The sequence below is a fragment of the Modestobacter sp. VKM Ac-2979 genome, from assembly GCF_026967995.1.
Taxonomy (GTDB): domain Bacteria; phylum Actinomycetota; class Actinomycetes; order Mycobacteriales; family Geodermatophilaceae; genus Modestobacter.
Genome location: NZ_JAPVBO010000007.1, coordinates 80506 through 94353 on the forward strand (window position 1 = coordinate 80506; position 13848 = coordinate 94353).

15 protein-coding genes are annotated in these 13848 nt (G+C 67.7%); 10 read left to right on the forward strand and 5 right to left on the reverse strand.

Annotated features, from left to right (window positions below; all coding sequences use genetic code 11):
- Positions 1 to 43: 43 nt before the first annotated feature.
- Positions 44 to 649 carry a hypothetical protein gene (locus tag O2W15_RS19965; RefSeq protein ID WP_269180663.1) on the reverse strand — a complete coding sequence of 202 codons (606 nt, stop codon included), beginning with the start codon at positions 647 to 649 and terminating at the stop codon, positions 44 to 46.
- Positions 650 to 936: 287 nt separating this feature from the next.
- Here O2W15_RS19965 and O2W15_RS19970 point away from each other — a divergent pair, with 287 nt between their 5' ends.
- The 4 genes from O2W15_RS19970 to O2W15_RS19985 all read left to right on the forward strand — a co-directional run bounded on the left by O2W15_RS19970 (position 937) and on the right by O2W15_RS19985 (position 3883).
- Positions 937 to 1221, forward strand: a complete 285-nt coding sequence (locus O2W15_RS19970; RefSeq protein ID WP_269180664.1) for a hypothetical protein — start codon at positions 937 to 939, stop codon at positions 1219 to 1221.
- A 15-nt stretch (positions 1222 to 1236) separates the two neighbouring features.
- On the forward strand, positions 1237 to 1914 hold the full coding sequence (locus O2W15_RS19975) for a TetR/AcrR family transcriptional regulator (RefSeq protein ID WP_269180665.1): 678 nt from the start codon (positions 1237 to 1239) through the stop codon (positions 1912 to 1914).
- 169 nt (positions 1915 to 2083) lie between these two features.
- Positions 2084 to 3067, forward strand: coding sequence for a DUF4238 domain-containing protein (locus tag O2W15_RS19980; protein ID WP_269180666.1), 984 nt, complete (start codon positions 2084 to 2086; stop codon positions 3065 to 3067).
- 408 nt (positions 3068 to 3475) lie between these two features.
- Entirely contained in the window at positions 3476 to 3883 is a 408-nt protein-coding gene (locus O2W15_RS19985) for a BlaI/MecI/CopY family transcriptional regulator (protein WP_269180667.1), read from the forward strand.
- Here the strand turns inward: O2W15_RS19985 and O2W15_RS24100 are convergent.
- Positions 3880 to 4167 carry a cupin domain-containing protein gene (locus O2W15_RS24100; protein ID WP_442929954.1) on the reverse strand — a complete coding sequence of 96 codons (288 nt, stop codon included), beginning with the start codon at positions 4165 to 4167 and terminating at the stop codon, positions 3880 to 3882. The genes O2W15_RS19985 and O2W15_RS24100 overlap by 4 nt on opposite strands.
- A gap of 59 nt (positions 4168 to 4226) precedes the next feature.
- On the opposite strand from O2W15_RS24100, the gene O2W15_RS19990 reads away from it, so the two are divergent.
- Positions 4227 to 5285, forward strand: coding sequence for a GIY-YIG nuclease family protein (locus O2W15_RS19990; RefSeq protein ID WP_269180668.1), 1059 nt, complete (start codon positions 4227 to 4229; stop codon positions 5283 to 5285).
- A gap of 364 nt (positions 5286 to 5649) precedes the next feature.
- On the opposite strand, the gene O2W15_RS19995 is transcribed toward O2W15_RS19990, so the two are convergent.
- Together O2W15_RS19995 and O2W15_RS20000 are read right to left on the reverse strand one after the other, a co-directional pair.
- A complete protein-coding gene (locus tag O2W15_RS19995; RefSeq protein ID WP_269180669.1) occupies positions 5650 to 7020 on the reverse strand; it encodes a type II toxin-antitoxin system HipA family toxin in 1371 nt (456 codons plus the stop codon).
- A complete protein-coding gene (locus tag O2W15_RS20000) occupies positions 7010 to 7303 on the reverse strand; it encodes a helix-turn-helix transcriptional regulator (protein ID WP_269180670.1) in 294 nt (97 codons plus the stop codon). Before O2W15_RS20000 ends, O2W15_RS19995 begins: the two co-directional genes overlap by 11 nt.
- Before the next feature lie 974 nt (positions 7304 to 8277).
- On the opposite strand from O2W15_RS20000, the gene O2W15_RS20005 reads away from it, so the two are divergent.
- A complete protein-coding gene (locus O2W15_RS20005) occupies positions 8278 to 9057 on the forward strand; it encodes a hypothetical protein (RefSeq protein ID WP_269180671.1) in 780 nt (259 codons plus the stop codon).
- Positions 9058 to 9237: 180 nt separating this feature from the next.
- On the opposite strand, the gene O2W15_RS20010 is transcribed toward O2W15_RS20005, so the two are convergent.
- Positions 9238 to 10728, reverse strand: coding sequence for a hypothetical protein (locus tag O2W15_RS20010; RefSeq protein WP_269180672.1), 1491 nt, complete (start codon positions 10726 to 10728; stop codon positions 9238 to 9240).
- A 404-nt stretch (positions 10729 to 11132) separates the two neighbouring features.
- On the opposite strand from O2W15_RS20010, the gene O2W15_RS20015 reads away from it, so the two are divergent.
- From O2W15_RS20015 to O2W15_RS20030, 4 genes are all read left to right on the forward strand, one after another.
- Entirely contained in the window at positions 11133 to 11483 is a 351-nt protein-coding gene (locus O2W15_RS20015) for a hypothetical protein (protein ID WP_269180673.1), read from the forward strand.
- A 267-nt stretch (positions 11484 to 11750) separates the two neighbouring features.
- Positions 11751 to 12587 carry a TIGR02587 family membrane protein gene (locus O2W15_RS20020; RefSeq protein WP_269180674.1) on the forward strand — a complete coding sequence of 279 codons (837 nt, stop codon included), beginning with the start codon at positions 11751 to 11753 and terminating at the stop codon, positions 12585 to 12587.
- A 7-nt stretch (positions 12588 to 12594) separates the two neighbouring features.
- Entirely contained in the window at positions 12595 to 13011 is a 417-nt protein-coding gene (locus tag O2W15_RS20025; RefSeq protein WP_269180675.1) for a hypothetical protein, read from the forward strand.
- Positions 13012 to 13159: 148 nt separating this feature from the next.
- A complete protein-coding gene (locus O2W15_RS20030; RefSeq protein WP_269180676.1) occupies positions 13160 to 13735 on the forward strand; it encodes a GNAT family N-acetyltransferase in 576 nt (191 codons plus the stop codon).
- Positions 13736 to 13848 lie beyond the last annotated feature (113 nt).

Genomic DNA, 13848 nt, shown 5'->3' on the forward strand with positions numbered 1-13848 from the left:
GTGGGCTGGTCGTCGACGTGCGGCTGCGGGATAGAGCCGGTCGTCAGCAGTCGCGGATCTGGCTCTCGTCGCCGAAGGTGAAGAGGTATCCGCTGTACGCGTACGCCTCGGCCGGGTCGCCGGGGGACGAGTTGTAGAACGTCATGCCGAGCTCGCTGGACGGCCAGTGCACGCGGTACCAGATTGAGCCAGCGTCACTGTCTGGGGCCGGGTTGAAGCCGCTGTCGACGCGGCAATCGACCCAGACGGTCGCGCGGTTGTTCGCGCTCCCGACCTGTTGGCCCTCCAGGTAGGGGCTGTTCCGGATGATCAAGCCGCGGCCGGCTTCGGTGTTCAGAACGACGGTGGGGTACGGGCCGGTCGCGGGAGGCTCGCTGGCCGCCATCTGCTCGGCGATCTCGGCGTCGCTCAGGTCGGCATCACCATTGATGTCGCAGTCGTTCTCGCTGCCGTTGATGACGCACTGTTGGATCACGCCCGGTTCGCGGGGGGAGTGCTCGGAGTCCGTGCTTGCCGTTGCAGCCCAGGCGATCAAGGCCGCCAGGATTGGGACGACCGCCGCGGTCGCGGCGATCTTCTGACCGCGAGTCCAGCCACCGGTGTTGTCAGGTCCAGGCCCTGTTGCGCTTCCTTCGGCCTGCTCGGTCATGAAGTCTCTCCCGCCGTTCTGCGCGCCCCTGGTTCTGCCCCGGCCGGGTGCGGCCCGTTGTACTGCCGCCACCGCCCGCGCGCCCCGGCTGTGGGTGCGGTGGCCTCGCTAGTAGGAGTAACGCTCCCACTATGAGCGTGTTGACTGCCTCTTGGCAAGAGCGTGCCTTCGCGCATCTGCGCCTGGAGGACCCGTGGCCGCAGCGGCGCTACGGCGCCTGTCCTGTTGACTCCTACCGAAGGCCATGTCAAGGTGCGCGTGCTGGCTGCTTCTCAGAAGGAGGCGCTATGGGTTACGTGGCGACACCCGAGGGGTGCGGCGACGACGAAGCCGTGCTTCTCCGCGGTTTGGGCCTTAAGGCCGCGCCGATGGCTGCCGATGTCCTAGCGTCCGCGGTTGCGCACTTGGAGCGGTACAAGGAGTCGCTGGAGGCCTTCTCGATCGGTGGAATGGCCGATCTTTGGAAGCTGCAGGAGGCGACACTGCCAGCCGGCGGAGAGTTCACCACCTCGCCCTTCACCCACATGCAGGCGGCGAAATGGCTTTCGCGTCAACTCGCGCCGACCGAGTAGCTCCACACAGCTGTCATGCACTTCGAAAGGGACCTGATGCCTGCTCATTCGTCGCGAACTCGCTCAGACGTTCGCGAGCGCATCCTGCACGCGACACTGACCCAACTTGTGGCGAGCGGTCCCCGCTCTCTCAAGAGTGGCGAGATCGCTCAGCATGCCGGCACGAGTGAGAGCACGCTCTTCAGGCACTACAAGGACGTCTCCGACCTCCTCCACGCCGTCTACGAGGACTGCTGGAGCCGGGTCAACGAGCACCTTTATCTGGCGAACTCGCGGGACCCGGGGTTCGGCACGCCCGAGCAGGTGATCGCCAAAGAGTTCGACCACCTCTGGTCGCTGAAGGACGAAGCCGACCTGCGGGACCTCGTGCTCGTGGCCATGACCTACTTCCAGCGTCCGCAGGCGCTGGGCTCAAACCTGCCGTGCGACAGTCAGCAGCGCTTCCAGGAGCGGATCACCGGCCTTTGTCGTGGATACGTCCGCGAGCACCACCTCACGATCAGCGCCGAGGGCTTGCAGGAGCTTCTGACCAACTTCGCCGCAACTGTGTTCCTAACCTGGACATTCTTCCCCCGCGACGATGCCGACCTGACCCCCGCCGAGGCGCGGCTGAGCATCATCGGCCTGCTGCGCGGCCTGTCCGCGGAAAGCCCCTCCCGGGTCGATGCACCCTCTCCGCTGGCCGATGCCTGACGCGCAACCGCAAGACCAGGCAACGACGCGCGCCGGTGCAGGAAGCAACCTCGCCGGCCTCACCGCAGTAGTCGCGATGCGGCTCCGACGCCGATGCTCCACGCCGGTGGCCGACAGGCGCGCAACATCCACGATGTGGCCGGTGGTGGCGCGGGCCTAGCGTGTCCGGGTGCCCCGCCACCACCTCATTCCGCAGATGTACCTGCGGAACTTCGCCAACGAGCGCCGCATGCTGCGCGTCGCGGACCGGGACAACCTGACCCGCACATTCCTGAGCACGGTGAACCGGGCGTGCAATGAGGTCGGCTTCTACGACTGGCGCCCCGGCCTGTCAGCGGAGGAGGTAGACGACCCCAAGGTCCTCAACCCGAGCCACATCGAAGGGCTACTCAGCGTCTTCGAAGGGCGAGCGACTGGACCGATCAGCCGGATCCTCACCAGCGGTCGACCACCCCGGACGGCACAGGACCGCTACGACATCGTCCATTTCGTGGCGCTGCAGGCTGCGCGCGGACGACGGTTTCGCGAGGACCTCAGTCAGGTCGCGACGTGGGCTGCGCGGCGTCACGCACGTGAATCCGACGACGTAGCCGAGTGGCTGCGGAAGCGCGGTGACTCCCACACGCCGCACGATGTCGACGCATTCTTCGACCGCGTTCTGGGACCGGACGGGCCAACTCTGCAGCCGGACAAGACCTTCGCGATCCAGCAAGCGCTCGCCTTCGCCTACCGACAACTCGCCCCACGCCTGTGGACGCGCCCTTGGCACGTGGTCCGCTTCAACGAGCCGGCACTGCTCACCAGCGACGAACCGGTCGTGGCCTGGCACCCCGATGACGAGCCGGTCACGGCCGTGAACGCACCGATCCTTTGGCTACCGCTGGGCCGCCAGCACCTCCTTGAAATTCACGGTGACGACGCTCAAGGTCCCGACGCCACCCGAGTCGCCGACCGCAGCGAAGCGAGCCGAGTCAATGCGCTTGTCGCTACCCAGGCGGAACGCTGGATCCTGCACCACCCCGGCGACGACGCGCTTAGTTCAGCGCTCACAGTCGGACCCCGCACGCGATGGTCCGAGGAAATCCTCGATTTTCGAGTTGAAGGGGACACAGTCCGCGAGTTGCGCCGCGTTCGCCGACTCCCGATCGATTAGGCGCACAAGCCGGCCACCGGACCGTTCGTCTCGCGGCCGGCGACGCCGCGACTGAGGTCCCTCGCTTCCGCGACCCCGTCGAAGGATCACGAGACCTAAACCAGGATCGGCGGCAGATAGTACCGATCAACCCGCTGTCACCCCGCAGCATCGTGTAGATGAGCCGAGGTTGCAGGCGGCGCGGCCAGGCAAGCCGCCAGGTGACTGGCCCGCCGGCTGCGCAGATCGCCAGACGCGGAGACGTTATGGACGGTGAAGCCCTCCCACCTCTGGTGGCGAAGGCTTGCCTGGGACCGAGGTGCTCGGCCTTCTACACTCGGCCGCGTCGGTTGCCAGCCGAACTGGCACGGCTGCGGTACGGGAGCCAGCGTCGTCGGTGCGCGTCGGCGGGCTCAGAAGGGTGAGCTCATGCGACCGTTCGGAGAACTCGAAGCCGCAGTCATGACTGTCCTTTGGGATCGGGGCGAACCGACAACCGTCCGCGATGCGCTTGCCTCGCTCAGACCGACGCGTGACGTGGCGTATACGACAGTCCTGACGGTCATGGACAACTTGCACCGCAAAGGACAGGTAGAGCGTGAGATGCGGGGTCGCGCCTGGCTATACCGGCCGGTCCGGACCCGCATAGAGCATGCAGCGGCCTGCCTGCAGGGTGTTCTAGATGAGTACGAGGACCGGCACGAGGTGCTGATGCGCTTCGTCGCCGAACTGGATAGCGACAGTGTTGCGCAATTGCGGACTGCGGTAGAGGCCGCCCGGGGGCGCAGCAGCCTCGGGGCTGACCTGGTCGACCGGACGTCGTCGCGCGCCTCTTAGAACGCTGCGCTCGAAGCGACGTTTGAAGCCTCCAGGCGCGAATACGCACAGAAGTGACCGGACTCGCTCCCGAGGTTGGCCAGCGTGTCCGGCGTGTTCCGCGGGGCGAACAGCCACGAGCCTGGCCCGGCGGTGATCACTTCCGAGCCGACCTGGAACGAGAGCAAACCGGTCAGGACATAGAACCGCTCGCCGTGTGTGGGGTGCACGTGCAGCGGCGGCCCGCCAAGCTGGCGGCTCCTGACCCGACCCGTCCATGACCCGGCGCCCTGCCTTGGCAACACCGGCGGTCACTCCGCCCGCCTCGCCGACATCGCGCGCTCATCCCACTAGCGTCCCCGGAGTGGTCGACCAACCAACGGATACCGAGGCCGTGACTGACGAGATAGCGGACGCCCAGCTGTCGTACGACGAACGGGTAGCCAGCGGCTACTACATCTACGGCTTGGTCGACCCGCGCGCCCTGCGAGAGACCGGCGGCGACCCTCTACTCAGCGTGTTCTACGTCGGCAAGGGAAAGAACGACCGATGGGCAATGCACGAACGCGACGTGCTCAACACCCTCACCCGGGAAGAATTGCTCCTGGAGCGCCGGTCGTCGAAGGCGGAACGAATCCGCATGATCCTCGATCGCGGGGAGCAGGTACCGGCCATCCGACTGTCGGCCGGATACCTGGACGACAAGGACGCCTACTACGCCGAAGCGCTCGCCATCGACACAGTAGGAGCGGTCCTGGCCCAGGCAGGACGGCCACCGCTCACCAACGCCACACCCGGCCATCACGCCGGCTTCGTGTGGCTGCGCGACCACTTCGTGTTCACCGAGACGGTAGAAGAGGAACTCCGAGGGGAGCCGCCCACCAGTGGCCTGCCCACCGCGGCTCCGACTGAAATCCTCGTCAAGGGAACAGTCGAGGAGCTGATCGTCCCTGGCCAGCGCGTCACCGACCCGGCCCGGTTGCCCCACGACGTAGCCGCATTCGGAGCCCGGGTTATTGCGCTGCACATGCTCGACGACGCCCACCCGGAGACCACCACCCGGCGGGGCTGGGATCCGCTCGATCCCTGGACGGACCTTGAGGCCCGGGACAGAGCCCGCCGCTACTGGCCCATCGCGCCGCACCGCGTCGCCACATGGCTGCGCAACCCCGACACAATGCCGCGCAGCCTCCTCCTAGCCATTCCCGAGCCCGGTGGCCAGACCGTTGTCCGCTACGCCTGGAGCATCGACCCGCTTGGAACATGGGAGTACTACCCCGACGCCGGCCGCTGGGGGCTGCCCCTCGGTGATCGCCTCTATGAACACCTCAGGCTCGGCCGGGCGTTGTACGACAATCGTGATGGGCGGCGAGTTCAGGTTCTCCACGGCTACGCCTCGGGCATCCGGGTCATCGACTCTTGAGCGCCACAGGCAGCCTAGGGAGTCTTCACCTGCGCCGAGAACGTCCCCTGCTCGACGACTCGTATTGCGAATCTCGTTCCGGACCACCCGACGCCGCAGGCATGGCCACCTTCCGGGCCGGGGGAGCCGTCGACGACCTCGCCAACCCCTACTTCGCCGCCTACCGACTTCTCGAGCATGCCTTCCGGCTGCTTGACCGCCGCGGCGGGAGCCCCTCGACCCACGCATGACCACGCCATGCGGTTCCTCCATCACGCAGCAAGAAGCGGCCGACCGTCCTGGCCGTTGATGCCCTCGGCTGAGCACGGCTCCGCGCCAACCGGGTCGCACCGGCCAGCGCGGAGTCCGTGTCTCGCCGTGGCGGTCAAGATTCGGGGTAGGAGGCGTAAGGGTTGAGAATCTCTCTACCCCACAACTGGTCACGTTCTGCGCGCGTCAAATGGGCCTCATCGCACACCTCGGCCCAGGACGCGTGGATGCTCTCAACGACATGGTCGATGACCTCCTGGCCCTGTGCCGTCGTCAAGCCGAAGTCGACCGCAGCCTCCTTGGCCACCCAGAACTGGCTGTATTTGTTGCCGCGGGCCGTCAGCGCGATGGCGTGGGTGGCAACTTGTGTCGACCGTGGTTGCGGTGAGACGTCATACGCCGGCGTCAACCGCAGACTCTGGCCGTCCCAGAACGCCGCATGATTGCGCAGGTGGTCATCGGTGTTGGAGATGGCAATGTTCACGACCATCCGGGTGTACAACTCCTGCAGCTGAGACCGGACATCGCTCCAACCGGCACTGCGAATCGACTGCACCAGATCCGGATACCCGGCGTACCGAGCTTCGTGGGCGCGGAGTCCCAGGATGGTCAGTGCGGACACCATCAGCCGTCGTCCGCCGTTGGCGGTGCGGTCGAAGCGGTCGACCAGTAAGACATCCTTGCCTGCCGCGTGGACGATCTGTACGCGGGGCACCTCGATGCCGACTCGGCCGGCCAAGAGCATGCCAACGGCTTCGGCCTTGACGACAGGTCGGGTGTCGGTGGAGGAGGAGAACTTCGCGATCACGCCGGGGCCGTCGTCGGAGAGAATGGCCTTGGGTCGGGCGCCACCGATCGACGTTCCATGTCCAGCCGCCGCGGCCAGCTCCTCAGGGATCGGCTCGCCCGCCTCGACGAGTGCTGCGGCGTTGATGAGCTGCTCCAGGGTCGCCGATTCCCCGCGAGGCTCGTACGTCGAGGGGGAGGACTGGAAATCCAGTGCCCCGATCCGGTCGCTGGACGACGATTGCAGGTAGGTCATCTCCGTCAGGTAGGCCTCCGGATCGGCGGCCAGGCGCAGGTTGATGACCCGCCGTCCCCAGGCGTCGGGGGCCGCGTCCCGAAGGCAGCCGGCCAGCGGGACGGCGGAGCGGTCCTGCGGTCTGGGCAACCCCAGCCACGGTTGGCCTCGTAGATCACGGACCGCCACACCTGGACGTGTCGGGTTGATCGTGCCCGTTCCCAAGGGCAGCTCCGGTGGGAACAGTGCAATGGCGTCCTTCCGCTCCCGGTAGCTGCGCGCATAGGTGAACGCGATGACCGGCTCGCCTTCCAGGCTTGCGCCGGTGGGTTCGATTGCCCCGGCGGGGACGGGGTCGGTGGCGCCAGGAAGCCACACCCAGACGTACAGGCGTGCCGAAGAGCCGGCCGATGACCCTCGTTGTGGAGCCTTGGTCGCCGGTGAGGCCGCGGCGTTAGAAGTCATCGTCGATCTGGACGGTGTGCTGACGCACGCGGGTCGGCAAGAGGGCAGCACGGTCGCGTTCGGCTTGAGCCAAATCTCGGAGTGCTGCCGGGTTCGAAGGATCACGTCCGAACAAGGGCACGCCGCACAGGACGGCGGCCTCCAAGACGGTGCCGATCTGAGTGGTCGGATGCCCCTTCTCCAACCGGGAGATCACCGGGGCGCTGACACCCACGCGTTCGGCCAGCTCGGCTGCAGTCCACCCGAGCTCCCGTCGGGCTGCCGCGATCTGCGAGCCGAGCACTGACGCAGCCTCCAACGTGGCGGGCAGGTACCGTCGTCCACGACGAGCCATGGCTCCTCCATAACATAAAACGACAATAAGAGGTCTAACTGTCGTTTTATGTTATCTGCTGGCGGTTGAGGTAGGCAATAACCTCCCTCAACGGGGGCGCCTCCGGCGCAGCCAGGGAGCGCCGGGTCCACCCAGCCGAGCGTCGAGGCTGAGGCGGCCGAGGCGGCTGAGGCGGCCGCCTGGGACCGTTGGTCGATCGGGCCAAGGGGCGTCAGTCGTATGACCATGAGCATGTCTGGCCCGGTAGATCCGGACGAGATCCGCCAACTACCGACACCTGATCTGGCGCTACGCCTGCTCCGAACCCTGGTCACGGGAAGAAGCGTCAACTCGAACAGCACGTTCCGCGGGCCCCTCCGGCCGGCGCCCGCGCGATGCCGTCCGACCGATGCCCTTCCCGCACCCTCGATCGACGGCCGGCGCAAGTCCCAAGAGCCGACCCCACGTCTCGCGCTGCCTCTCCGACGCGCATCACATAGCGGGCACACCCGGTGCCCCTGCCTTGCCGGGGCGCAGAGCACCCGGCTGCCGAACCGCACCAGCCCAGCACACTTCCAACTCCCGCGGTGACATCAATCGAAGGCGCACCCCGCCGACTTGACCCGAACCTTCAGTCGCTCGCCGCTGCGCTGGCTCACGGCCCTTAGGGTCAGAGCATGGAGTTGGAGGGCCGCGGGGGAGCGGTGCACCGCCTGGCCGAGCGGTGCACCGCCTGGCCGAGCGGTTCCGCCAGGCCGCGGGTTCGTACGACGTGCCCAACCATGTGGTGCGCCGCATCGCGTACACGCTCGCCGGCGAACCGGCAGTCTTCGTCGATGTTGACCTAGCCGAGGTCGAGATGCTGCTTACTGTTCACCGAGCGGCACCTCGCTGTCGCGAAGGTGAACGGGCTTACCGACCGGCGTGAGGACGACGCTGGCGAGGTGCGATTGACGGTCGTACCGCGTCGCACGCTGACGGCTATCGAAGTCGCGCCCATCGGCAACCCCGTCCTCAACAACGTGATGGCCTGGCGGCCCGATCGCAGCGGGTTCGCAGACAGCGGCTGGCCGACGCGCGCCGCGGTATCACTGGCCTACCCATCCCTCGGCTCCGCCGTCGTGCTACCCAGGCGACGAAGCAACGAGAACTTCGACGCGTTGCTGCCCTCCCTGCTGGACGACCTGGCCGCCAGCGCGAACCGGCGTCTTCAATCGCCCCGAAATCGTCAATCTGTCCAACAGGTACGAGACGATGACGTCGATACATTCGGCATGGAGATCTACGAGTTCGACGGGGACGATGCCGAGGCCGACCTCCTCCGCCACCTTGTCACCAGCGAAGTACACCGCCTCCGCGTCGGCGGCGCTGTGCTCATCAGTGGATCAGAGCCAGTTCTTGCGGAACGGCTTGCCGTCGCGCTGGCCACCGCCACCGGAGGTGCGTTAGTCAGCCATCTGCCGGTCGCACGCCACACGCTCTATCAGCACGCCATCACCAGCGGAACACCCGTCATTCTGCTCACCGAAGTGACGCCCGGCCGCGCGCTTGCCTTCGCCCTCGCCGGCGGGATGGTCGACTTCGGGTGGCCTGAGGGTGCCCGGGCCGTCCAGGCCCTCCTTGCTGTCGGACCCCGCTACACCCATCTCGCTTGGGACAACGACCTGGAGTGCCTCCGCGCAACGACTGGAGTGCTGACCGAGTTGCTGCCCGCGCTGGACTGAAGCGCCTGGAGGGTGACGCATGCATGCGCAGGGCGGAGATCATCGCGGGGGACGTGGACACCGGATCGAGGACCGCCTATCCAGGGACCCCGGACGCTGCCGGACCGGTCGAGCGGCACTCCCTTTCGCCCGCGCTGACCTCGGCTCACACCGACGCCAACGGCGGCATGTGACCGTGATTCAGGGAGTGGCCGCCCAAGGGACGGGTTCGGTGACTCCCTCCCAGATGTTCTCGGCCCACGCCGAGCGGTGCCTTCCCTGGTAACCGACCGTGTTGAGGATGGCGAGCAAGAGACAGTGGGCTGCGTAGTCCCCGGCCTCGGACCACTCGTAGGCACTCCAGGTTCCCGGCTTGGTACTCGTCGGGTGAATGATCTTGTTGCGGAGCAACATGACGCAGCCGAGCGCATCTCGCGGTGTCGGCGCTTGCTCTGAGGATTGAGCCTTGCGGCTGACTCCCCTCAGGTAGCCATGAGTGGCGGGTATTCCTGTCGGAATCTTGCAGTCGTCGAGGAGTAGGCGGATCTCGTTCTCCGTGGCGGGCAGGGCCTTCCACTGCTTCTTCGTGTGACTGCGACGCTGCTCGACGAAGCGGTTGTAGGCGAGCAACTGCATGCCGGAGACAGGAAGCGCGACGCCGAGTTCAACGTCCACGTCGTACGTCGCGGTCACGTAGTACGACGTGGCGTATTGCAGAACGTCCAAGCGCTCGGGGACCCGGCAGTAGTCCACCACGCGCTCAATCAGTTCGCGCAGTTGCTCAACCCCGTCCTGCCGGTCGAGAAAGTGGCCGGTGTTCAGCACGCGGTCGATGTGAGCGCCGCCCCACCGAGCCCATACGGCGTGCCGTCCTCGCCAGCCGACGGGCAAGAGCGGGGTGACGGTGCGTCCGACCGCGAGGCTGAAAGCCAGCCGTAGGGCTTGAAGAACCGGCTCTGCGTCCTCGGCGTCGAAGGAGGAGCCATCGTCTCGGGCGATTTGGCCGATGTGGGTCACCGCGCTCGCGTTCTCGTCCCGCAGCCGTGCCCAGAACTTCCTGTTCACCTCGGGACGGCGGTCGATCGTGATGTGCCACCCGGTAGGGAACGCTTCGAGCCGCCCATGCCAGTAACGCCTGAGGTCTGCCGGATCCGCAACGCCCGATCCAAGCGGTGTATCCCAGCCATTGGGCACGAGGAAGGTCAGCCGATCGATCGCACTGCCGTCGCCGATGACCTGCGGAGCGAGACGGTCGGTTCGGCGCCTTCCACTGTCCATAGGCTGCGTCGTCGGGCCGACGGGCTGCGCCGGAAGAACGCCGTCCTTCAGTGGGACCTCGATCGACGGCATCTCCACCCACTCACGCTTCCCAGACGCCCGGATGTCCATGAAGTCCGTGACATCCCGACTTGGGCTACTCGCGGAGGACAGCACATGGGGGCTGGGATACCAGATCAGGGCGGCCCGTCCGAACCAGGTCCGCCCCTCGTCATCTCCAGCGAACTTGAAATCGCCGTCGTAGAGAGGGACCGACTCCCCGGGGGACGTTGGCATGTACTGGTGGACTAGGGCGTCCGGGAAATCGTGCTCGTGCACAAACTCGCCCCCGCCAGGCCGCTGCTGTCGGGTGCTGACGATGCGCCTGCCCCCCTCAAACCGGACCTCGATGGATGGCTGGCGGACGTCGCTCATGCGGCTTCACCGTGGGCGCGCCGGCAGTCCTGGCACAGTGCCCTTGAGGCGTCAGCGTTCGAAAGCTGGACGGGCACGATCGGACGGTAACCGGCCGGGGCGACAGGTCCGTAACGTGAGACGCGGTGCCGCGTCGCGCGATCCAGAAGTCGTCTGGTTCTGCTCGGCCGGCCCGTCAGAGATAGGCCCTGCTGTCCTTCGGAACGCCGCGCACTCGTTGGGCGTGTGACGCCCTTCCCGTAGGGGTCGACCGTTGCGGCGACCCGGTGGACCGTCCGCAACCACCTGCGCCGCTAGCCCGTCTGGACCGCGTACCACTACGTCCTCGCCGACGACTCCTTCCATCGGGTCACCACCAAGCAAGAGCCCTCACCTCAGCGCACACAAGAGCCGACTGCGGACACATGACCTTCAGCCTGCCGACGACGCCGCTGTCTGTGAGGCGCGCTCCCATACATGACGCGCGCCTCGTCCTGCCCTTCGCCCTTCATGGAGGCCAAGAGGTCGCGCTGCTGGCGCTGCGGCACACCGAAACCAAGCGCCTCGCCCTTGCGCTTGTCGACTCGGAGTGTCACGCCTATGCATTCGACGCTTGGTACGAGCCCAGCAGCGATGTCTGGAGCACTAGTCGCGCCAACCCAAAGCAGGCAGCAGAGGACCTCCTCGCCAGCGCCGCAACCAACGAGGACGGTGCGCAACTCTTGGCCGCCGACTCCGGCCAGTTGATCGTCGAGGACCACGTCCTCCTGCACTAGGGAAAGTGCAAGACACGGCGCGGCACAGTGTCACCGCACGACTCGCCGTGCCCCTCGCGGCAGGGCGCGTCCGTCGGAGGGTGAGACTGCGCAAGGGCCATGACGTTCCGGGATGAGACTGTGCAAGAGCCCGTCTCATGTAGTGCACAAGAACAGCTGACCCCTGACCCGGGCAGTCCCCTCACCGGGAGAGCCCGGGCCGTCTCCGGGCACAGCGCGGCCGTCCCCCCAGGTCATGTCCTGGGTGGCGCCCTCTACGTTGGCCGGGTGGCGGATCGGGGCGACCAGGCAGGGCCACCCCGGACCGAGAACGAGCACCTGCTGGCCAAGAGCAGCGGCCGTGCGTTCGGCGGTGCGCTGCTGTTCGCCCTACCGCTGTTGATGACCATGGAGATCTGGGAGCTGGGTCTGTCCATCCCGAGGTACCGCCTCGGCCTGCTCCTGGCGGCGACCGTGCTGCTCGTCGTCTTCCTCTCCCAGCACTTCGGCGCCGGGATGCCCGGGGTCGGCTGGCCCGGCTACCTCGCCGACGCGGGAGTGGCCTTCGTGATGGCCGCGGTGGCGACGGCGCTGGTCCTCGGGGTGCTCGCGGTGATCAGGCCCGTGCAGGGCTGGCAGGACGCCTTGTCGATCATCAGCTTGGAGATGCTCCCGGCCGCCGTCGGCGCATCGTTCGCACGCAGCCAGCTGGGCGTCGGCGGCCGTCGGGTCCCGACCACCACCTACGGCGGCGAGCTGCTCCTGATGGCGGCGGGTGCGGTCGTCTTCGCGGCCAACATCGCCCCCACCGAGGAGGTCGTGCTGCTAGCGGCGGAGATGGGCGCCTGGCACCCGGTGGCCCTCGTCGTCCTGTGCCTGCTCCTGATGCACGGCTTCGTGTACTCGGTGGGGTTCCGGGGGCAGGAGCCGGCCGTCGGCGGGGTGCTGCGCTCGTTCCTCACCCTGACCGTCGTCGGCTACGTCATCGCGCTGGTCGTGTCGGCCTACCTGCTGTGGACGTTCGGCCGGTTCGACGGGGTGGGTCCGGCCATGGCCGTCACCGAGGCCGTCGTCCTGGCGCTGCCGGCGAGCCTGGGTGCGGCGGCCGCCCGGCTGATCCTGTGAGGACGACGTGAGCGACGCCGATGACCGGGACGAGACCGGGACCGCCGACAGCGACACCAGCCGCGGCGAGTACCTGCTCGGCGCCCTCGGGGCCGTGGTGGTCCTCTTGGTCCTCGCCTTCCTCGTCCACCAGGCCGTCGTCGTGCGCGACGGCGGCCCCCAGCTGTCGGTCACGGCGGCGGCGGCGCAGCAGGTCGAGGGCGGCTGGGCAGTGCCCATCGAGGTGGTCAACGAGGGTGGCCAGACGGCCGAGCAGGTCGAGGTGACAGGGGTGCTCACCCGCGACGGCAGCGAGGTCCAGCAGGCGACCGCCACGTTCTCCTACCTCGCCCCGGACAGCCGGCAGTCGGGGGCCCTGCTGTTCTCCGAGGACCCGACCGACGGCAGGCTGGAGATCCGTCCCGCCGCCTACGCACTGCCCTGACCGTTGGACGGACATCCGAACGGCCGGTGACAGCTGACGCAGGCGGCACGACGCGTCCTGCGGTCGGAGCTCCGTGGCTGAGCTCCCCGCACGGCTCCGGCGGGGGACGGCGGCGCGGATCGTCGGCAGGTCGTGGTGGAGTGCGTCCATGACCTGGGAGACGCACCCCGTGACCCCGGACCGTTTCGAGGACTTCGCTGACGTCGTCAACCGCACCCGCCGTGCCAACCACTGCTGGTGCCTGTCCCACCGGCTGCGTGCCGCCGAGATCGAGGAGCTCGGCGGGGGGAGCCGGGAGCAGGCCATGCGGCGGTTGTGCGAGCGCGATCATCCTCCGGGGGTGGTCACCTACCGGGACGGTGAACCGGTGGGCTGGTGCAACATCGGCCCGCGCGCGGAGATCACCCGGCTGGCCGGCTCGCGTCTCATCCGGCCGGTCGACGACCTGCCGGTGTGGAGCATCGTGTGCGTCGTGGTCCGCTCGGGCCACCGTCGTCAGGGGGTGACGGCGCCACTGATCGAGGGGGCGGTCGCCTTCGCCGCCGAGCACGGTGCCCCTGCGGTCGAGGCGCACCCGGTCGACCCCCCGGGGCGCATGGACCTGACGATGTCGTTCGTCGGGACCCGGTCGATGTTCGAACGAGCCGGCTTCCGCGTGGTCGGCACCACCGACGCCGTGGCGAGCGGGATGCCACGCCTGGTCATGCGGCGGGACCTGCGCTGACCAGCTCGGGCCACCTCGCGCCATCCCCGGGGGGTGCGGTCGGTCGCCGGGTGCCGGAGAGGTCCTGCCCGACCGTTGCCGTCTACGTTGGCGGCCTACCTGCTGCCCCGACC